Source organism: Neobacillus vireti (genome assembly GCF_036962345.1).
GTDB classification, from domain to species: Bacteria; Bacillota; Bacilli; order Bacillales; family Cytobacillaceae; genus Neobacillus; species Neobacillus vireti_A.
The window spans coordinates 286,704-307,166 of the sequence record NZ_JBALNB010000005.1 but is presented as its reverse complement, the minus strand read 5'-3'; the positions used below and the strand labels follow the sequence as shown (position 1 = coordinate 307,166).

The following is a 20,463-nucleotide window of genomic DNA, read 5'->3' as shown; positions in this document are numbered from 1 at the left end:
CAGGATCATTCATGATAAAATGTGAATGGAGGTGGGCGTGAATGATTGCTACATCAGAAAGAGTTGAACTATTGGAATACGCTGAGCAATTAGCACAAATGGTCTTAGAATCCGATATCGTGGAACAATATCAGATTTGTTTATATAAAATGCAAACTAACAAAGAAACACAGAGGAAAATTAACACCTTTGTGGAACTTAAAGAGCTTTACGAAGAAGTACAGCGCTTTGGTAAATATCACCCTGACTATAAAAGGGTAATGAGCCAAATCCGTGAGTCCAAGCGGGAAATGGATTTAGATACACATGTGGCTGAATTCAAATTAGCGGAAAATGACTTACAAACTTTGTTAGATGAAATTAGTTTACTTGTCGGTGGGGCAGTTTCTAAACATATTAAGGTGCCTTCAGGAAACCCTTTTTTCCAGACTGGTTCTCATGGAGCTGGATGCGGTACCGGTGGAAGTTGTGGATGCTCTGCATAAGAACAGCGGCTTAATTAATCATTAAGCCGTTTTTTTATTCCTTTTAAGCGTGTGCAGTCTACACAAAGATTTCCGCAGCAGAACATTTTATCCTGTGGTACATAAAATCTGTGCCTATACACATATAACCATTCATCCTTCCGTACGAATATGGTTTCGCAGTGCAGGGGTTTGCCTTTCATAACGGTTTGTGAACACTTATTAATTGTATCCTCTAGAGAGCGCTGAGATAAATGCGGGGTTATGGTAATATATATAAACGGGATTCCAGCTATTTTCTTCCAATGGACATTCGTAATACATTCATTTAAGGTAAGTTGATTTATAAATCTCTGCCAGATTGGCTCTAAATCCATAGTAATCACCATTAACCTTTGGTGTTTTTTTGCAAGTTTGAATTGAAATAGAGTGTTTTAATATGCTAGACTTATTAAAATGATGGTTTATTGAAGGGGAAAAAAGTATGTTCGTTCAAAGGCAAGGTTTGGTTATTTGGCTTTATTCTTTAAAACAAGCGAAAATGTTAAGGCGTTTTGGCAATGTTCATTATGTTTCAAAAAAATTAAAATATGTCGTACTTTATTGTAATCAAGACGAGCTTGAAGTGATAATGGAAAAAATCAATTCCTTTTCATTTGTTAAGAAAGTTGAACCGTCATATAAGCCTTTCTTAAAAATGGAATTTGAAAATTCTGCACCAGATAAAGCAAAAGAATATGATTATAAAATGGGTATTTAAAAAAGCTTCAGCGCATTATACGCTGGAGCTTTTTTAATGTAAAGGTTTTATATAATGGTTTAATCTTAAAATCGCGATTAAATGCTGATAGTATAATTCTTTTTCATGAAAGAGGTTCGAAGGTTTAACAGACAGTTGAATAATTTCCTTGCCGAGCTCTTCAGCAGTTTGCTTAAATAGATCATACCTTTTATTTGGTCTAAAGTTTGGATTTGGGATCCCTTCCCGGCAGATATATAAAGCCTGGAATTTACCAGGATCAGTAAGTTGCAAAACCACCGCTAAAGATGTCACTTGTCTCCCATTAAGTTCTGTATGGAATGCCATCAAATGTAACAGTCTGTGTTGGTTGGCTTTTGCTATTTCAATTAACTCGTATAAATCCGAATAACCTTCACCTAGTTCAATAAAGCGTTGAATCAAATAAAACTCCCCTTTGCCCTAGAATTCATTCCATACTTTATCATACTTTTTAATTTTTTGCTCATACAAACGAAAAAAACCCTGCAGATCAATCTGCAGGGTCCTTCTACATCCTTTATTAAGGATAGAAGGCAAAGGGAGAGGAGAAACCGGAGGAAGAACTTATGGGGAAACGTAAGTCTTCTCCGCGGTTGGCAACAACATCCTCGAATTGATGTTGTTAATAACATTATCTCCACAACCATCAAGCTTATACGTATCTAAAATATTTTTTCCAAAATAAACAGACAAGTTGGCTAGATTATTCAATTATGATAGGATAATGTTGTTAAAAAGTTTTTTAAAAAAATTGTGGTGATAACTAATGAGAGTCGTTTCAGGTGTTTGTAAAGGCCGGCCATTAAAAGCGGTTCCGGGAAATTCAACTAGACCAACTACGGATAAAGTTAAAGAAGCTTTATTTAATATGATTGGACCCTATTTTGATGGTGGAGCAGGACTAGATCTCTTTGCCGGCAGTGGTGGATTAGGACTTGAAGCGTTAAGCAGAGGCTTAGATAAAGTCATTTTTGTCGATCGGGAAAAAAAGGCAATTCAAACGATTCATGAGAATATCCAAGCATGTAAAATGGAGGAAAAGGCGGAAGTTTATCGAAATGATGCAGAAAGAGCCCTGAAAGCCCTAATAAAAAGGGGAATTTATTTTGATTACATATTTTTAGACCCTCCGTATAAAAAACAGCAGCTAATTAGTTTAATGAAAGAAATATCAGAAAAAAGATTATTAAAAAATAGTGGATACATAATCTGTGAGCACGGCCATGATGTAGAATTACCACTATTAATAGGGGAGTTTATACAACTTAAGCATGAAAAGTATGGAATCATTGCAATAACAATTTATTCACGTGCTAATGAGGAATAGGGGGAGTCTTTCGTGGCTAGTATTGCCGTTTGTCCAGGGAGTTTTGATCCAATCACATATGGTCATTTAGATATCATCAGAAGAGGAGCAAAGGTATTTGATAGGGTTTATGTAAGCGTTATGAATAATTCATCAAAAAACCCGCTATTTAGTGTAGAGGAGCGGATTCATCTGATAAAAGAGGTAACAAAGGATCTTCCGAATGTTACGGTTGATGAACATTCCGGACTCCTTGTTGACTATGCTAAATCTGTTAAGGCTAATGCTATTATTCGCGGCTTGCGTGCCGTTTCAGATTTTGAATATGAAATGCAAATTACCTCAATGAACAGAGTACTGAATGATGAAATAGAAACCTTCTTTATCATGACAAACAGTCAGTATTCATTCTTAAGTTCTAGTATTGTAAAGGAAGTTTCAAAGTATAATGGCAAGATATCAGAGCTGGTGCCACCAATGGTTGAAGCGGCATTGAATAAAAAATTTAATCGGTAACTACGAAAAAGCCTTGATCTTCAAGGCTTTTTTTGTACCTAATGACTTTTACGCAATCGATTATATAATACGAGGACATATATGCTAAGGGTAAAAATAGTAATCAGAGGACCCATTTCCATTAGTTTATTAAAATAAGAATGGAGAAATGTACCTTCTTCAAAAAAACTAACAGGTACTGCATTAGATGGCTGCTCCGTTTGATAAAAACGGATGTAAATTGGTTTCCATAAAATTAAAGCAAACACACTGGCGAATAAACCCTGTGCAATCCTGGCAAAGAAGAAAGGTTTAAACCGAATATCTGTCTGGGCTAAGATACTAGCGACCTGTGCTTGAACACTAAAACCGCTGAAGCCTAAAATAAAGCTGGTAATAATCGCTTGTTGAAGGAGTGTAGCGTCTTGAACGGAGCTTGTTAAATCACTTCCAAGTGTTATTTCGAATAATCCAGAAATAAATGGAATGCTGAGCATTTCAGGAAATGAAAGTCCTGAAAGAATGATATCAAAACCTTTTGCGAGGGCAGCCGTAATATGTAGGTGAAAAAGCAACTTGTTGATAACGGAGAATAGAATAATAAATCCTCCAACCATTAGCAGTGTTTGAATGGATGAATTTACAGCATCTCCAAGAAGTTTGCCAATTGGCCGTTTGTCTTTTATTCTAGTTTGATGCAGGCTAGATAAAGCGTTCTTTAAAATAAATGTTCCTTGCTTGTCCTTTACTTTATCCGGGGTTTCGTTCCCATAAAACCGCATAATAATACCCACACAAATATTTCCTAAATAATGGGCTAAGGCTAATATTACCCCTAAATGGGGGTTATGAAAAAAACCAACAGCCACTGCGCCGAAGATAAACAATGGATTGGAGGAATTAGTAAAGGATACAAGTCTTTCAGCTTCAATTTGCGTTAATTGCCCTTCCTGCCGCATTCTTGCTGTCAGCTTGGCACCAGCTGGAAACCCTGATGCCATTCCCATAGCCCAAACAAATGCCCCTACACCTGGGACCTTAAATAGAGGTCTCATAAATGGCTCCAATATTACCCCAATAAATTTGACAACACCAAAACCAATTAACATTTCTGATACAATAAAAAACGGCAACAAGGAAGGGAAAACAATTTCCCACCACATATTTAAGCCGCGGATAGAAGCCTCTAAAGATTCCTGAGGAAAAGAGATCAAGGATCCAGCTAAAATGATAGAACATATAGCTAAAAATATTGTTTTTAATTTGGAACGAAACAAAGAATGGGCCTCCTTCACGAGGGTTTTGTTATGCTGTATAAAAAAATAATGTTAAAATAAGGATTATCATTTTTATTTATTGATTCGACTTGTCCCCATATAATCCAAATATACTCATAGAACGCTAATTTAGACCATAAGATTGAACAAGATTTCTCCTAACAATAGGGTTTATCGTCATAATGCTATTTAGCTTATGAAAAGGGAGGGAACGCTATGGAGCAGCCTAAAATAGGCTTAGCGCTTGGCTCAGGGGGTGCAAGGGGATTTGCCCATCTAGGGGTAATAAAAGTTCTAAAGGATGCGGGTATTCCCATTGATATGATTGCCGGCAGCAGTATGGGAGCTCTAGTAGGAAGTTTTTATGGAGCTGGACTAGAAATGGAACGTTTATATAAATTATCAACTGCCTTTAAAAGAAAATATTTTTTGGACTTTACTGTTCCTAAAATGGGGTTTATAGCTGGGAAACGTGTGAAGGATTTCATTAGGGTTTTTACTCATGGTAAAAATATTGAAGAATTATCCATACCATTAGGAATCGTCGCAACCGACTTACTAACAGGTGAAAAAGTTGTTTTTAAACAAGGTCCAGTTGCTGAGGCTGTTAGAGCAAGCATTGCGATTCCAGGAATATTTGTACCTGAAAAATATAATGGGAGAGTTTTAGTTGATGGCGGCGTATCAGATAGGGTGCCTGTATCTGTTGCAAAAGAAATGGGAGCCGATATTGTGATCGCAGTAGACGTTTCCAGAGTAAAACGAAATGCTGAAATTACCTCCATATACGATGTTATTATGCAAAGTATTGATATCATGCAAACAGAAATTATTAATAATCGTGAAATTGCTTCTGATATCATGATTCGACCTCATGTTGAGGTCTATAGTTCCCGTGCATTCACAAATATCGAAGAAATTATTGCACTTGGAGAAGAAGAAGCAAAAAATCAATTAGATCAAATTAAAAATGTTATAGAGGGATGGAAGGGGTAAAGAGTTCGATGAGGAAAAAAATATTTGTGGGTACTTCCATTGTTATAACATTATTGATGATCGCGGGAGTATTTTTTTCATTACCTTATTATGTTTCGAAGCCAGGTATAGCAAAAGAACTAGGCCCCATCATTCAAGTAGAGGATGGCAGTGAGGGAAAGGGCAGTTTTATGTTGACAACAGTAAGAATGGGAAGGGCAAATATCTATTCCTATGTTGAGGCAAAGCTCCTTGATTATGTTGAACTCTACCCTGTGGAGGCAATCCTGCATGAAACAGAAACACAAGATGAATATAATGCCAGACAGCTTCATATGATGGCAGGCTCAAAGCTGAATGCTATCGAAGTAGCTTATAAAAAAGCTGGGTATCCAGTCGAGTACCAATACAAAGGCGTTTACGTTGTCCAGGTGGTACCTGAAATGCCAGCAGAGGGAAAACTTCAGCCAGGTGATCGAATTATCAAAGTTGATGGTCAAAAATTTACATCCTCAGAAAACTTTATTGCTTATGTTGGCAAGAAAAAGGCGGGAGACCAAATTGAATTAAGTGTTGAGAGAAATAAGAAAAACAAATCAGTTAAAATAACTGTTCAGCCTTTCAAAGAGGACCCCAGTAAGGTTGGGATCGGGATTTCTTTGGTTGATGATAAGGAGATTACCGTTGACCCGAAAGTTACGGTTAAGACAGACGAAATCGGGGGACCATCTGCTGGCTTGATGTTTACTTTAGAAATCTATGATCAGCTAATGGATGAGGATTTTACTAAAGGGTACAAAATTGCTGGAACAGGTACCATTGATTCAGAAGGAACTGTTGGCCCCATCGGGGGAATTGACCAAAAAATTGTCGCTGCAGACAAGGCAGGAGCAGAAATCTTTTTTGCACCTAATGAAAAAGGCAGCAAAGATTCAAATTATAACCTTGCTGTGAAAACAGCCCGCGAGATTAAGTCAAAAATAAAGATTGTTCCAGTGGATGGTATCGATGATGCAATTAATTATCTAAAGAAATTACCTGAAAAATAAAAAAAGATGGTGCCTCTAGGCATCATCTTTTTTACTGAATATATATCGGAGGTTGGTTGTATTCTTGTTTAAGAAGTTTGTCCATGGTTTGATTTCCTAAACCAAAAGAATAAACTCGTGAGGCCCTAATATCCAGAAAAATATCTTTTTCCTTATAGGAAGATAGTTTGGAAATAAACGGAAGTGTAAATTGAGCTTTATACTTATTTAAGTACTCTTTACCACTCTTTGTCATCCCTAACAGTCTTAAATATGCGTCCTTTTCGATAGTACTTATCATTTCCTCTTTTTTTGTATTGGTCAAGATATGCACACAGATTCTTTGCAATCTCGTCCAGGTATAGCGTTTTGTTTTAACTTTTTCCATAAATTTTTTAAAACTTGAGGTATCTAGTGCAGCGGCTATCAGACGGTGCTCGATTCCTTCTTCTACCTCGTAAATTTCTCTTAGCTCTTCTGGACTGCAATGAAGCAGGCTGTAACGCAAATAACTCCAGTAATTTTCCCATTCATGAAAATTCCCATAGACATCTAGATACTCTCTAAGGAGTCGGTTTGTGGCATCCGGAATATATTGTTCAATGGAGCTATTGTTTTCTTCTGCTGCAAAGATTGCTTTTCTAATGCTTGTTGCACTTGCAATCGTTTCATCAGCAAAATGTTCATCATGATAATCAGCACTTTTTCTTTTTACTGTTAGAGGAATAATTGGGCTTTTTTGATGTTTTAATGCTTTTACATAATGAAAACCAAGTATATTATTTGGTTTATCTAGACTCACTAGATTTTCATTACTTGACAATGATTCGAAAGACAACGATAATGCTTTAGGGAAACTAACACCTTTTTTGATATTCATCTTAATATTTTCGTCAAAGCGGTCTTTATGCCTATCCAAATAATCAACGGTCTGTATGAAGGATGATATATCACCACTTTCGCTGCCAAAGCAAAGTGAGTGACACCCAATTGCTTCTAAAATAGCAACTGCACCATTTGCAAATGTCTCTGCTTTTTGAACAGCAAATTGGTAGGGAAGTTCAAGAACAATATCGACCCCGTTTAGGAGTGCCATTTTGGTTCGATACCATTTAGAAACGAGAGCAGGCTCTCCTCGTTGCAGGAAATTTCCACTCATTACGGCAATAACTACATCTGCTTGAGCAGATTCTTTTGCTGCTTGTAGATGATAGGCATGTCCGTTATGGAAAGGGTTATATTCGACAATTACACCAACAGCTTTCATCAAAACGATCTCCTTATTTGTTAGAATAGCGAATAATATTACAATAAATCGTATTATAACAAAAATTACCATCATTAGATAATTTTGATGATTCATTTTTAATGCGATTGTAATCTGATTTAACTGGGTAAACTAGCATGAAGAAACTGTTTTTAGTAAAATCGCAAAATGAAAAATCACTATTTTGGGTGTAAAGAAAAAACATTGACAAAAATTTAATCGAAGGCTATAATTACCTTTGTTGCCTTGGGGTGATTCAATTGAAATGGACATTAAGCCAATTACAAAAACATCGAAACAAGGATTTTCTGATAGATGATACCATTCGAGTTGATGAAATTAGAGAAACGGATCCATCGATTCGTGACGTATCACCGATGCATATTACCGGTCGGGGAGATATTGATTCAACGAAAGTGACATTTCATTTGAAAATAGAAGGTCATTTAATCCTGCCTTGTTCTCGTACTTTAGTGGATGTAAAACTTCCGATTAATGTCGAAACAACTGAAACTTTCCTTTTACAAGGTTCAGTTTATGAAACTGACGAGGAAGTATATCAAGTAAAAGGGGATGTAATTGATTTAATGCCAGTCATTAAAGAAATCCTTTTACTAGAAGTTCCAATGCAGGTTTTCTGCGATGATGTTAATCATGAAGATGCTGCTCCACAATCCGGTAAGGACTGGGAAGTTGTTCATGATCAAGAACAATCTAAGAAGATTGATCCAAGACTAGCAGGTCTTGCAAAGTTTTTTGACAAAAACAATTCTTCTTCCGAATCATAATCAGCAAAAAACAAGAAGCAAAGTGAAGACCCAGCATTCCTGGCCTTCATTACTTTCTTAATACTCTTTAAGGAGGTGGGAAGAATGGCTGTACCTTTTAGAAGGACTTCTAAAACTGTTAAAAGAAAACGTCGTACACATTTTAAACTAAACGTACCTGGTATGGTAAGTTGCCCAAACTGTGGTGAAATGAAACTTAGCCACCGTGTTTGTAAAGCTTGCGGTACTTACAAAGGAAAAGAAGTTGTTAACGACTAATTTCCATTTGGATAAAGCACAAGGAGCAACATGCCCTTGTGCTTTTGTCGTTTCAAAAAAAATACATAATACAGTACCAATAGGAGGGAAACCGCTTGTCATATACCATTGAAAAACAGGATATGGGTTATTTATTGTTCACTATAACTCGTAGCGAAAAGAGAAATGCAATTAATTATCAGGTAATGGAAGGATTAATGGAGGCTATATCAATGGCAGAGGACCCTGGTGTAAAAGCACTTGTAATTACTGGGGAAGGGGACAATGCTTTTTGTTCGGGTGGAGACTTAACCGTATTTCATCAGCTTGAAACAAAAGAAGAGGCATATGTAATGCTATCCAATATGTCAAAAATTCTTTATTCGCTTCTAATACTAAAGAAACCCACCATTGCGCTAATAAATGGTACGACAGTTGGCGGTGGGTGCGAACTAGCTGCTGCTTGCGATTTTCGTTTGGCAAGAGAAGGTATCAAAGCGGGCTTTGTACAAGGGAAACAGGCTATAACTACTGGCTGGGGCGGAGGCACGATTTTGGCTGAAAAACTACCAGTTGGAAGCAGCATGAAGCTATTGATGGAAGCTGAAATTCATTCCGTTGAATTTTTACAAGAAGTGGGTTATATAGATCATATTTATTCCTCCAGCCCAATCGCTGCGTGCGAGGACTATTTGGAGAAGCTATTAACCATTGATTTAAAGGTATTAGAATCATATAAAATGATGTGGATTAGAAAGTGGGAAGAAAGCCGGCTTAGAGAAAGAATAGAAGAAGAAGTCCGGAATTGCAGTGTACTATGGGAAAGTGAGTCACATCATAAATATGTGAAAAGCTTTATTAGTAAAAAAACACAGGATTAAGGAATAAAAGACAAACTGTAATCAGTCTATCTTTTCTAGTAGATGCATATGTATGAATAAAAACACTAGGAGGGATAGTAAATGTCGCCAACTCGCCAAGATGCATGGTCCCAAGATGAAGATTTATTGCTTGCTGAAGTTGTGTTAAGACATATTCGAGAGGGTGGGACACAGCTGCAAGCATTTGAGGAAGTTGGAAAACAACTTTCGCGAACATCTGCGGCCTGCGGATTCCGCTGGAACTCATTTGTTAGGAAGCAATATAAATCAGGTATCGATCTGGCCAAAAAACAGCGTAAAGAATTAAAAAAACAAAGTATACCATCTGAAAGAGATTATCCAAAAGAAGAGTTAGTAAATGAAGAACCTGCAGTCAACTCCGCTGCAAGTGAAGGAATAACATTCCAAGCTGTTCTTCACTTTTTAGAAAACCTTAATCAGAGGGCTTCTGCTGCAACAGCTATTGAAGAAGCAAAGGAAAAAACTATTCAAAAATTAAAAGATCTTGAAAAGCAAGCTTATTCGCTTGCAGCAGAAAATGAAAGATTATCAAAAAATTTAAAAGCGATTGAAGAGGATTACAGTTCTTTAATTGAAATTATGGAAAGAGCACGAAAAATGGTTGTCTTACAAGAAGAAGATAGACAGCAAAAGGTAAAATTTCAAATGGATAAAAACGGTAATCTAGAAAGAATAGAGAAATAGTAAAAAGCGGACATTATGTCCGCTTTTACTTTGTTCAGGATTTAATTGTGTTGTGCTTCTACACCTTCAGGATACCAAACAAGCGGGTTCTCGCCACGGTCACGTTCCATATCGTATTCTACATTTGTAAAGTTCATTTTCTCCCAAAAGCTTCTAGATTGTACTCTAGGGTTCGTTTTAATTGGAAGACCTAAGCTTTTGGCATATTCCACAAGCGTTTTACCATATCCTTTGCCTTGGTAATCTGGTAATACTTCAAGTTTCCATATTTCTAAATAATTCTGTGGAGGATAGAAATAACGATCAAACTTCGCCTCTGTTTGATATAAACTCATACGTGCTACTAGTTTGTCTCCGAAATATATTCCGTAAAATGGTGAGTCACTATCATTATCAACCATATTTGCTTCTAAATCCTCAATCATAGAAAGCTCTTGAATTCCATATTCCTTAAATTTTTTAAATTCCTCTAGAGTTTTAAAATTTACTTTTAATCTTTGAACTTTCATTACGATATATGCCTCCCTAAAAAAATGATTATCTTATCATCTGTATATATTCATTTAATACTGAATAATATGAATTGGAATAAAAATTTCTAATTATTCAAAATGAATTAATATTATTATATAACAAACATACAAAAAATTCTTTATATATTAGCAAGAAAGCGTTTTATATTTTGGGAGGGGTCTCAGAACTTATTGTTTCGATATTTGTGAAACGGGTTCTATTTTTTTTGAATAATTTAACTTTCAAGAGAAAGTATCTGCTAAAATATCTATAAAAAGGACAATTATGGGTGGATATTATGGAAATTGGTATTATCGGAGCCGGATCGGTTGGATTATTATTCGCGTCTTATTTAAACAATTCTTTTCCTATAAGGATCTATACGAGGACGTTTGAACAAGCAGAAGAGATCAATAAAAAGGGAATTCTTCTCCAAAAAGAATTGAAGGAAAAAAGAGTTAACGTTACGGCATTCCCTATATCAAAGTGGACTGGAAAAGAAGATTTAACCATAATAGCGGTAAAACAATATCAACTTCCATCTATTTTGGATCTATTACATAAATTCGATTCCTTTCCTCAAAACCTATTATTTTTACAAAATGGAATGGGACACTTAAAATATCTAGAAAGTATTCCTGTACCCAATATTTTTGTTGGTTCCGTTGAGCATGGAGCCAGTAAGATTAATTCTTATACTGTTCGTCATAATGGTGAAGGCTCTATCAATGTAGCCTTATTCAAAGGAGATTCTTTTAGATTAAAAGAGTTTAGTGAAGCTGGTGCTTCCGTCAATTTTCAAATAAATATGCAAGAAGATTATTATGAGATGTTGATAAATAAACTAATTGCCAATGCTGTCATTAATCCTTTAACAGCAATCTTGCAAGTTGAAAATGGCGAATTAATTTCTAATCCTCATTATTTTGCGGCTGTGAAGAAACTATTTCTTGAAATCTCCTATGTACTTAATCTTCAAAATCCTATTCGAAAGTTTAGGGATATGATTAGAATTTGTAAAAAAACAGCTGCTAATCGGTCGTCGATGCTAAAGGATATTGAGGCAGGAAGTAAGACAGAAATTGATGCAATACTTGGATTTTTATTAGATGAAGCTGCAATCCAAAAAAAGAATGCGAGTAATATTAAAACTTATTATCTGTTGATTAAAGGGAAAGAACACAGGAGGAGAGTTAATTGAATTCATTTATTTCATCCATCATCACGATTTTCTTAACTATTCCTCTACTCGGTTTTTTAATCATTTATATAATATATAAGCTGATTACAAAGAATACGAAAAAGTCATTTCATAAGGCACTGGACTATTCTACTGTTTTATTTATATTTGCTGTCCATTTTTTATTGATAACCATTTGGGAAAAATCTTTTTTTTGGTTAATTTTTTTAGTATTAATAATCATTGCAATGGTTTTTGTACTTATAAATTGGAAAGTAAAAGGTGAAATTGAATTTACTAAGGTTTTTAAAGGATTTTGGAGATTTAATTTCTTAGTTTTTTTCTTGACCTATATTTCGCTGATGATTTTTGGAATACTTCGAAGTGCATTAACTTTTACATTTTCTTAAGCAAAGATTTTTTTTATTAGGAGGGTTGATGCTATACTCATATGGAATGAAGTTGATTAGAAAGGAAGTACGTAAATGGAGATTTTGAATCTCTCTTTATCAGCAACAAATCGGTTTGCTTCAAATTATTTACAACAATCTCCAGATATTCTGCCTTTTTTCCATTATCGGTTCAATGACTTTGCCGAAGATCAAAAAAGGTTAGATGAATTAAGCAATCGACACTTTCCTCGCGAAAAAGTAGCTGATCATATTGAGAAATATATGGAACGTTTTCCATTAACAGAAGCAGTTCATAATTCACTAGCTAAGCTAAAGCAATCAAATAGTGTTGTGGTCATTGGCGGTCAACAAGCAGGTATTCTTACCGGCCCCCTTTATTCAATACATAAAATCATATCCATTATTAAATTAGCCGAAGAAAAAGAGAAGCAGCTTGGAGTACCCGTCATCCCTGTATTTTGGATAGCAGGAGAGGACCATGACTATGATGAAGTGAATCATGTGTTTATTCCAATTGAGCAAAAAGTTGACAAACGGACTTACCCAGAAAGGGTTAAACAAAAGAAAATGGTGTCGGATATTCCCCTTAATAAAGAAGTTTGTCAGATATGGGTGAATAATTTAATTGAAAATTTAGGCGAGACCAATCATACCAAAGAGCTAATAAACTTTGCGGATAATGCAATTTTGAAATCAGCTACTTTTGTTGATTTTTTTGCTCATATGGTGATGGAGCTATTCAAAGATTATGGCTTATTAATTGTGGATTCAGGTGACCGTAATTTCCGTCTTTTACAAAAGGCAAATTTTTCACATCAAATTGAACAACATAAAGAAATTACGAATTATTTGTTAGAACAGCAAGATGTCATAGGGAAGAATGGATTTCCGATTACAATCGATTCAAATGAGAAGGCAGCAAACTTGTTTTATTACCATCCAAAGTTAAATGAACGAATTTTGCTTGAATTTGATTTAGAAAGCAATCGTTTTGTGGGGAAAAGTGGAGCTGTTTCCTTCTCAAAAGAAGAATTAATTGAAATTGCCTTTCAAGACCCTGGTAAACTAAGTAACAATGTGGTGACTCGGCCATTAATGCAAGAATGGCTTTTCCCGACACTTGCTTTTATTGCCGGACCAGGTGAGATTTCTTATTGGGCTGAATTAAAGCTTGTGTTTGAGCATTTTAAAATTAAAATGCCGCCTATAGTACCGAGATTAAATATAACCTTGTTGGAGAGAGCCATAGATAGTGACCTAAATGAGTTGAAATTAGAACTTTCAGATGTTTTGAGCCGGGGAAGTGGCAAGGAAAAGGAGCATTATCTTGAAACTATTAAAGATCGAGAAATTTCTGAGCTTTTTTCTACACTTAAGTCACAAATACAAAATCAATATGAGCATATTGAAGTGAAAACAAATCAAGTGGATAGAAGTTTACTGCCACTTCTGAAGAAAAATGAAAACTTCCTTCTAAAGCAAATTGGATTCATGGAAACGAAGCTTGAATTATCCGTGCAATCAAGGTTTGATGTGATTCTAAGTAAGTTTAACCGTATTGATTTAGCATTACGTCCGGATGGTTTTCCACAAGAACGCGTATGGAATATTTTCCTTTATCTAAATAAGTATGGAACGAGTTTTATTAAGGAATTAATGGAACTTGAATTTGAGTTTGATGGCAAACACAAAGTAATAAAATTATAGAGGAACTTCACGAGGGGTGAAGTTTCTTTTTTTTTTGAGGAACTTCACCAGGGGTGAAGTTTTTCCTTTTTTTAAAAAGAAAATTACTGGATAAAAAAGGATTTGGGGGAGTAAACAAGAATTATTAAAAAATAGGTGGAGGAAAGTGGGGGAATGTGGTACATTTTATATAGAAAGTGGGGGTACCGGGTATGTTTATGGGTGAATACCATCATAGCATTGATAATAAAGGCCGGATGATCGTGCCGTCCAAATTCCGCGATGATCTTGGAGAGATGTTCATCATCACCCGCGGGTTGGATCAATGTCTATTTGGTTACCCATTATCAGAGTGGGCACTGATTGAAGAAAAACTGAAAGGTCTTCCTCTGACAAAAAAAGATGCTCGTGCATTTACCCGATTCTTCTTCTCTGGCGCAACAGAAAGCGAACTAGATAAACAAGGAAGAATCAATATCCCTGCCCCATTACTTCAGTATGCAAAACTAGAAAAAGAATGTGTAGTTTTAGGAGTATCCAATCGAATTGAAATTTGGAGCAAACAGATTTGGGAAGACTATTTCTCAGAGTCCGAAGATTCTTTTGCTGAAATTGCAGAAAATATGATTGGTTTTGATATATAATGGACAAGTTATTCTATTATAACTATAACTCATATTTTATCGTTCGATTGGAAAAGGTGATTAATGATGTTTGAACATACAACTGTGTTATTAGATGAAGCTGTTAATGGATTAAATATTAAACCAGATGGCATTTATGTTGATTGTACATTAGGCGGTGCTGGTCACAGTTCCCTAATACTTTCAAAACTTACTGAAAATGGAAAATTGTTTGCCTTCGATCAAGACGAAATAGCTATTGCCAATGCAAAAGAGAAATTGTCCGTCTATGGTGAGCAACTTACAATAATCAAAAGCAATTTCTTATATCTTGAGGAAGAACTTGAAAAGCTTGGAATCGAAAAAGTCGATGGCGTCCTTTATGATCTTGGTGTTTCATCACCGCAATTAGATACTCCAGAAAGAGGCTTCAGTTACCATCATGACGCGCCTCTGGACATGAGAATGGACAATGATGCGGATATTTCAGCCTACGATGTTATTAACCATTGGTCCTACGAAGATTTAGTGAGAATCTTTTTTCGCTATGGAGAAGAGAAATTCTCTAAACAAATTGCACGCAAAATAGAGGCAAGAAGAGAAAGTAAGCCAATTGAAACAACATTTGAGCTAGTAGAACTTATCAAAGAAGGAATTCCGGCACCTGCTAGAAGGAAGGGCGGGCATCCGGCAAAAAGGGTCTTTCAAGCGGTAAGAATTGCAGTGAATGATGAATTAGCAGTATTTGAAAAGTCATTGCAAAAAGCGATTGATATTCTAAATCCAGAAGGAAGAATTAGCGTTATTACTTTTCACTCTTTAGAAGACCGGATATGTAAGGCTACTTTTAAGAAGGCAAGTGAAACACCAAATTTACCTCCGGGTTTACCCATTATTCCAGAAGAATTTAAGCCTATTATGAAGTTAATTACTAGAAAGCCTATTCTTCCATCAGAAGAAGAGCTGGAACATAATAATCGTGCTCGATCTGCAAAGCTAAGAATCGCGGAAAAATTATAAATAGAAATCAAAAAAATGATGTGGAGGGGAAAGAATGAGCAATCTTGCCAGGAAATTTCAGCAACAGCAACAAGTAGAACGGACAATACAGGAACAAAGTATTGTAAAAACAAAAAAGCACTGGCTTACACCTGGGGAGAAAATAATAGGTATCGTATTTACAGGGTTGATTTGTTTTGGTGCCGTCCACCTCATCTCGAATCAAGCAGAAATTTACCAGGTAAATAAGGAAATACAGGAAGTTCAAACGACTATTAAGGAACAAGAAAAGATAAACAATGATTTGAAGGTACAAGTTAGCGAACTAAGTACGTATGAGCGGATTTGGGAAAAGGCTAAACAATTGGGGCTTGTCATAAACGAAAATAACGTCAAGGTTGTGCACGAGAAATGAGCCAAAAACAGCCACATATGAATTTCGGAGCAGCTGGACTATTTGTAGTATTCGGCCTGCTCTTTTTTATATTGCTTCTTAGATACTTTTCAATTCAAATTACAGGCGAAGTCGGATCACAGCCGCTTGCGGCAAAAGCTGAGCAAAAATATAGCAGGACAGGGACGATGGATGCAACTAGAGGTGTGATTTATGACCGAAAAGGGGAAGTTATTTCTGAGGATACAACCGCTTATACCCTGATTGCAATCCTTGATAAAAAGATGACAACAAATCCCAAAAAGCCTAATCATGTGGTAGACATCAAAAAAACCGCTAAAGAATTAGCAAAGTTTCTGGAAATGAAAGAATCCGAGATTTACGACATTTTGACGAAGGATCAGTTTCAGGTCGAATTCGGTAAAGCAGGAAGAGATATATCTCACCAAACGAAGAAAGAGATAGAGGCCCTAAAGCTTCCTGGCATTACGTTTAAACGTGATTCAAAAAGATTTTATCCGAATGGAATCTTTGCCTCTCACCTAGTTGGTTATGCTGACAGAGTGGATGAGGAGGATGGAAGTTATAATTACGTCGGAAAAATGGGAATTGAGAAGACATTAAACAAAGAGTTGACAGGTAAGGACGGAAAAATTAATTATGAAAGTGATTTATGGGGATATTTGCTTCCGAATGGAGAACAGAAGGTTACGCCTGCTCAAAACGGAAATGATGTCTACCTAACGATAGATAAAAAGATCCAAACATTCCTAGAAGACGCCATGAACAAAGTGGTTGAGGAATATAAACCGAAAAAAATCATTGCCATTGTGGCTGATCCTAAAACAGGGGATATATTAGCGATGGGTCAAAGACCTTCCTTTCATCCTAAAACAAAAGAAGGTATAAATAACAGTTGGCATAATGAAGCAATCGAAACTTCATTTGAACCTGGTTCAACGATGAAGATTTTTACCCTTGCAGCAGCGATTGAAGAAAATAAATTTGACCCCAATGAATTTTTCCAGTCTGGCTCCTATAGGGTAACTTCAAAAGATAATGCAATACATGATCATAATAGATCTGGCTGGGGAAGCATTTCCTATCTTGAGGGTGTTCAGCGCTCATCCAACGTAGCGTTTGCAAAACTTGCCAATGAAAAAATCGGTTTTGAAAAGTTCCGTGAATATTTAACAAAATTTGGATTGGATCAAGCGACCGGTATCGACCTTCCGAATGAAACCTCTGGTAAAATCCAATATACCTGGCCGATTGAGAAAGCAACAACCTCATATGGACAAGGTACAGCGATAACACCCATTCAGCAAATTCAGGCGGCAACAGCGATTGCAAATAATGGGAAAATGATGAAGCCTCAAGTAATCGATAAAATCGTCAATCACGACACTGGAGAAGTAATTAGTGATGTTACACCAGAGGTGGTTTCCTCACCTATTTCAGCGGATACAGCAAAACAAGTCCTAGATATACTGGAAACTGTAGTCTCTAACGAAAAAACGGGCACAGGGAACCGCTATCAAATAGATGGATATAGTGTTGCTGGGAAAACAGGGACTGCAAGTATTCCTGATCCAAAGGGTGGTTATTTAGTTGGACAAAAAGATTATATATTCTCATTCTTAGGTATGGCTCCTGCAGATGATCCTAAGTTAGTTGTATATGTTGCTGTTCAACAGCCAGAGATAGACCACTATTCAATGGGGTCAATACCAGTTTCAATGGTTTTTAATCCTGTAATGAAAAATAGTCTGCAGTATTTAAATATTCAGCCTTCACAACAAGAAAAGGCCACTACAACAAAATTAGCTAATTTATCGAATCAAGTTGTAACGGAAACTGTAAAAAAACTTGAGGAGCAAAAACTAGAGGCAGTTGTTTTAGGGAATGGATCAAAAGTGATGGGTCAGCTTCCAGCGGCGGGTACCAATGTCCTTGAAGGTGAAAAAATAATTATCCAAACAGAAGGTAATTTAATTGCCCCTGATATGACTGGATGGTCCTTAAGAGACGTAATGAAGGTGGCAAAAATATCGGGAGTGAAACTAAGTTCTACAGGTAGTGGTTATGTTGTAAAGCAAAATATTGAAGAAGGATCTGCCTTAAGCAAAGGGAAGTTTTTAATTGTAGATTTAAAAACCCCGGAAGAAAGAAGAAAGATGGAATTAGAACAAATAGAATCCGAAGAAAATACCGATAAATCTGTTGAGGAAACTGAAACGGTTCCGCTGGGTGGGTAAGGATTAGAACTAACTCTGTACTGTTCTAATAAAATAGGTACAAGCATATAAATGAACGAGTAGGATAAAGGAGGCTCGTTCATTTTATGCGTGTTTCAAATGTAACTGTCCGTAAAAGGTTAATGATTGCACTATTCGTTGGAATTTTAGTTTTTCTAATTATTGATGTCCGACTTGGTTATGTACAGTTTGTGCTGGGTGATAAGTTGACTGGTCAAGCTAAGGGTTTGTGGAGCAGAAATATACCGTTCGAACCTGAACGCGGCGAGATAATAGACCGTAATGGTGTGCCTTTAGCTACAAATATAAGTGCTCCAACCGTATATGTTGTACCAAGACAGATTAAGGATCCTGCTGGAACTTCCGAGGAACTTTCTAAGGCATTAAATACTCCAAAGGAAAATGTTTATCGACAAATTACCCAAGGTCAATCCATTATCAGGATAAAAGAAGGAAGAAAGATTTCTCATGAAAAAGCTAAGGAAATTAGAGCCTTAGGGCTTGAAGGGGTATATATCGGCGAAGACTCAAAAAGGCATTATCCATTCGGCAGCTATCTGTCTCATGTTCTAGGATTTTCTGGGGTAGACAACCAGGGTTTAATGGGATTAGAACTTTATTATGATAAAGAACTGAGCGGTGAAAGAGGTTCGGTTAAGTTTTATGCCAACGCTAAAGGAGAAAGAATGGATGATATGGCTGACGATTATGAACATCCAGTTGATGGACTTGATTTAAAGCTTACGATTGATACAAGAATTCAAACCATTATGGAGAGAGAGCTGGATATTGCTCAGGCAACCTATAATCCTGATGGAATCATAGCAATTGCAATGGATCCGAATAATGGGAAAATATTAGGGATGTCCAGTCGCCCTACCTTTGATCCAGCTGAATTTCGAAACGTTCCACAAGAGGTATACAATAGAAACCTCCCCGTATGGTCAAGCTATGAGCCTGGTTCGACTTTTAAAATCATCACTTTGGCGGCTGCTTTAGAGGAAGGAAAAGTTAATTTAGAAAAGGAACATTTCCATGATTCAGGTTCAGTAGAAGTTGCCGGAGCAAGATTGAAATGCTGGAAAAGAGGCGGTCACGGAAGTCAAACCTTCTTGGAAGTCGTGCAAAATTCATGTAACCCAGGTTTTGTGGAATTGGGACAAAGATTAGGGAAAGATACCTTGTTCAAATATATAAAAGAATTTGGCTTTGGACAGAAAACAGGGATTGATTTAGCGGGCGAAGGCTCAGGGATTTTGTTTAATTTAGATCGAGTTGGTCCTGTAGAATTAGCAACCACTGCTTTTGGTCAAGGGGTATCAGTGACTCCAATTCAACAGGTTGCAGCAGTTGCAGCTGCGGTTAATGGCGGGACACTTTATAAGCCATATATAGCACAAGAATTAATTGACCCAGTTACCAAGGAAGTAGTGATGAGAAATACTCCAGTTGCAAAAAGAAAAGTAATTTCTGAGGAAACGTCGAAAGAAATCCGTCATGCGCTTGAGACTGTAGTCGCTCAAGGTTCAGGGTTTAGGGCATTTGTTGATTCCTATCGAATCGGGGGAAAAACAGGAACAGCTCAAAAAGCTCAAAACGGCAGATATTTAGAAAATAACTTTATTGTTTCGTTTATGGGATTTGCTCCGGCAGATGATCCTCAAATTATAGTATATGTTGCGGTTGATAATCCTAAAGGTGGACTTATTTTCGGTGGAACAGTAGCTGCTCCAATTGTCGGAAGTATTATGAAGGATGGACTCATGGCATTGGGGGTAGAACCTCGGAAAGATCAAATTGAAAAAGAAATCAAATGGCCTGATAAGCCATTGATTACACTGCCTGATTTAACGGGTTTAACCAAGTTAGAAATCACAGAACAACTGTTGAATCTTAAAATTGATGCTAGTGGTGAAGGTAATATAGTCGTAAGACAGTCTCCTGAAGCTGGTTCAAAAGTAAAAGAAGGTTCAACCATTAGACTTTATTTTGATAAAGATGAATAAATAGTTAAAAGAATTAGATTCAGGCGGCCGGAATAATTTCCGCCGCCTGTTTCTTTGAAAAAAAAAGAAGCAGAATTTCAAGGATAATAGCATTCTATTGTGATTTGCTGTAAAATAAGGTGAATCTTTTATGAGGTTATTTTTTTATGTAAAAAATGGTCATTTTTTAACGGCAAGAGAGGATTTG

Annotated in this window: 22 protein-coding genes; 18 read left to right on the top strand and 4 right to left on the bottom strand. The window is 36.4% G+C overall.

Features of this window, described 5'->3' with window-relative positions; translation table 11 throughout:
• Positions 1 to 41: 41 nt before the first annotated feature.
• Positions 42 to 485 (top strand): YlbF family regulator, encoded by a 444-nt coding sequence (locus V7108_RS05330; protein WP_335519123.1) that lies wholly within the window; start codon positions 42 to 44, stop codon positions 483 to 485.
• A gap of 463 nt (positions 486 to 948) precedes the next feature.
• Positions 949 to 1,224, top strand: a complete 276-nt coding sequence (locus V7108_RS05325; protein WP_335567504.1) for a YlbG family protein — start codon at positions 949 to 951, stop codon at positions 1,222 to 1,224.
• 33 nt (positions 1,225 to 1,257) lie between these two features.
• On the opposite strand, the gene V7108_RS05320 is transcribed toward V7108_RS05325, so the two are convergent.
• On the bottom strand, positions 1,258 to 1,647 hold the full coding sequence (locus tag V7108_RS05320; protein WP_335519129.1) for a DUF7147 family protein: 390 nt from the start codon (positions 1,645 to 1,647) through the stop codon (positions 1,258 to 1,260).
• Positions 1,648 to 2,011: 364 nt separating this feature from the next.
• On the opposite strand from V7108_RS05320, the gene rsmD reads away from it, so the two are divergent.
• Positions 2,012 to 2,572, top strand: a complete 561-nt coding sequence (gene rsmD / locus V7108_RS05315; protein WP_335519132.1) for a 16S rRNA (guanine(966)-N(2))-methyltransferase RsmD — start codon at positions 2,012 to 2,014, stop codon at positions 2,570 to 2,572.
• 12 nt (positions 2,573 to 2,584) lie between these two features.
• Positions 2,585 to 3,067, top strand: a complete 483-nt coding sequence (gene coaD / locus V7108_RS05310) for a pantetheine-phosphate adenylyltransferase (RefSeq protein ID WP_335519135.1) — start codon at positions 2,585 to 2,587, stop codon at positions 3,065 to 3,067.
• Between the two features lie 38 nt (positions 3,068 to 3,105).
• Here the strand turns inward: coaD and ylbJ are convergent, their stop codons facing one another.
• Entirely contained in the window at positions 3,106 to 4,323 is a 1,218-nt protein-coding gene (ylbJ, locus tag V7108_RS05305) for a sporulation integral membrane protein YlbJ (RefSeq protein ID WP_335519138.1), read from the bottom strand.
• Positions 4,324 to 4,539: 216 nt separating this feature from the next.
• On the opposite strand from ylbJ, the gene V7108_RS05300 reads away from it, so the two are divergent.
• Together V7108_RS05300 and V7108_RS05295 are read left to right on the top strand one after the other, a co-directional pair.
• Positions 4,540 to 5,319 (top strand): patatin-like phospholipase family protein, encoded by a 780-nt coding sequence (locus tag V7108_RS05300; RefSeq protein ID WP_335519142.1) that lies wholly within the window; start codon positions 4,540 to 4,542, stop codon positions 5,317 to 5,319.
• 8 nt (positions 5,320 to 5,327) lie between these two features.
• A complete protein-coding gene (locus tag V7108_RS05295; protein WP_335567503.1) occupies positions 5,328 to 6,347 on the top strand; it encodes a SepM family pheromone-processing serine protease in 1,020 nt (339 codons plus the stop codon).
• A 31-nt stretch (positions 6,348 to 6,378) separates the two neighbouring features.
• Here the strand turns inward: V7108_RS05295 and V7108_RS05290 are convergent, their stop codons facing one another.
• Positions 6,379 to 7,593: a nucleotidyltransferase gene (locus tag V7108_RS05290; RefSeq protein WP_335567502.1), complete on the bottom strand. Its 1,215-nt coding sequence runs from the start codon at positions 7,591 to 7,593 to the stop codon at positions 6,379 to 6,381.
• Between the two features lie 260 nt (positions 7,594 to 7,853).
• On the opposite strand from V7108_RS05290, the gene V7108_RS05285 reads away from it, so the two are divergent.
• From V7108_RS05285 to V7108_RS05270, 4 genes are all read left to right on the top strand, one after another.
• On the top strand, positions 7,854 to 8,381 hold the full coding sequence (locus tag V7108_RS05285) for a YceD family protein (RefSeq protein ID WP_335516207.1): 528 nt from the start codon (positions 7,854 to 7,856) through the stop codon (positions 8,379 to 8,381).
• Positions 8,382 to 8,465: 84 nt separating this feature from the next.
• Positions 8,466 to 8,639 (top strand): 50S ribosomal protein L32, encoded by a 174-nt coding sequence (gene rpmF / locus V7108_RS05280; protein WP_132085898.1) that lies wholly within the window; start codon positions 8,466 to 8,468, stop codon positions 8,637 to 8,639.
• Positions 8,640 to 8,734: 95 nt separating this feature from the next.
• Positions 8,735 to 9,499: an enoyl-CoA hydratase/isomerase family protein gene (locus V7108_RS05275; protein WP_335567501.1), complete on the top strand. Its 765-nt coding sequence runs from the start codon at positions 8,735 to 8,737 to the stop codon at positions 9,497 to 9,499.
• A gap of 81 nt (positions 9,500 to 9,580) precedes the next feature.
• Positions 9,581 to 10,204 carry an RsfA family transcriptional regulator gene (locus tag V7108_RS05270; RefSeq protein ID WP_335516213.1) on the top strand — a complete coding sequence of 208 codons (624 nt, stop codon included), beginning with the start codon at positions 9,581 to 9,583 and terminating at the stop codon, positions 10,202 to 10,204.
• A gap of 41 nt (positions 10,205 to 10,245) precedes the next feature.
• Here V7108_RS05270 and V7108_RS05265 read toward each other — a convergent pair whose 3' ends face one another.
• Complete coding sequence (locus V7108_RS05265; RefSeq protein ID WP_420489083.1) at positions 10,246 to 10,713, bottom strand: N-acetyltransferase; 468 nt, start codon at positions 10,711 to 10,713, stop codon at positions 10,246 to 10,248.
• Between the two features lie 302 nt (positions 10,714 to 11,015).
• Between V7108_RS05265 and V7108_RS05260 the strand changes: the two genes are divergently transcribed.
• From V7108_RS05260 to V7108_RS05225, 8 genes are all read left to right on the top strand, one after another.
• The gene (locus tag V7108_RS05260; RefSeq protein ID WP_335567500.1) at positions 11,016 to 11,918 is read left to right on the top strand and encodes a 2-dehydropantoate 2-reductase; all 903 of its coding nucleotides are present in this window, start codon (positions 11,016 to 11,018) and stop codon (positions 11,916 to 11,918) included.
• Complete coding sequence (locus V7108_RS05255; RefSeq protein WP_335567499.1) at positions 11,915 to 12,307, top strand: DUF3397 domain-containing protein; 393 nt, start codon at positions 11,915 to 11,917, stop codon at positions 12,305 to 12,307. Before V7108_RS05260 ends, V7108_RS05255 begins: the two co-directional genes overlap by 4 nt.
• Positions 12,308 to 12,382: 75 nt before the next feature.
• Positions 12,383 to 14,017, top strand: coding sequence for a bacillithiol biosynthesis cysteine-adding enzyme BshC (bshC, locus tag V7108_RS05250; protein WP_335567498.1), 1,635 nt, complete (start codon positions 12,383 to 12,385; stop codon positions 14,015 to 14,017).
• A gap of 191 nt (positions 14,018 to 14,208) precedes the next feature.
• The gene (mraZ, locus tag V7108_RS05245) at positions 14,209 to 14,640 is read left to right on the top strand and encodes a division/cell wall cluster transcriptional repressor MraZ (protein WP_132085910.1); all 432 of its coding nucleotides are present in this window, start codon (positions 14,209 to 14,211) and stop codon (positions 14,638 to 14,640) included.
• Between the two features lie 66 nt (positions 14,641 to 14,706).
• Positions 14,707 to 15,639 carry a 16S rRNA (cytosine(1402)-N(4))-methyltransferase RsmH gene (rsmH, locus tag V7108_RS05240; protein WP_335513428.1) on the top strand — a complete coding sequence of 311 codons (933 nt, stop codon included), beginning with the start codon at positions 14,707 to 14,709 and terminating at the stop codon, positions 15,637 to 15,639.
• A gap of 34 nt (positions 15,640 to 15,673) precedes the next feature.
• Positions 15,674 to 16,033, top strand: a complete 360-nt coding sequence (ftsL, locus tag V7108_RS05235; RefSeq protein WP_335513431.1) for a cell division protein FtsL — start codon at positions 15,674 to 15,676, stop codon at positions 16,031 to 16,033.
• Positions 16,030 to 18,270 (top strand): penicillin-binding protein, encoded by a 2,241-nt coding sequence (locus tag V7108_RS05230; RefSeq protein WP_335513433.1) that lies wholly within the window; start codon positions 16,030 to 16,032, stop codon positions 18,268 to 18,270. Before ftsL ends, V7108_RS05230 begins: the two co-directional genes overlap by 4 nt.
• Positions 18,271 to 18,356: 86 nt before the next feature.
• A complete protein-coding gene (locus V7108_RS05225) occupies positions 18,357 to 20,276 on the top strand; it encodes a stage V sporulation protein D (protein WP_335567497.1) in 1,920 nt (639 codons plus the stop codon).
• Positions 20,277 to 20,463: the final 187 nt, after the last annotated feature.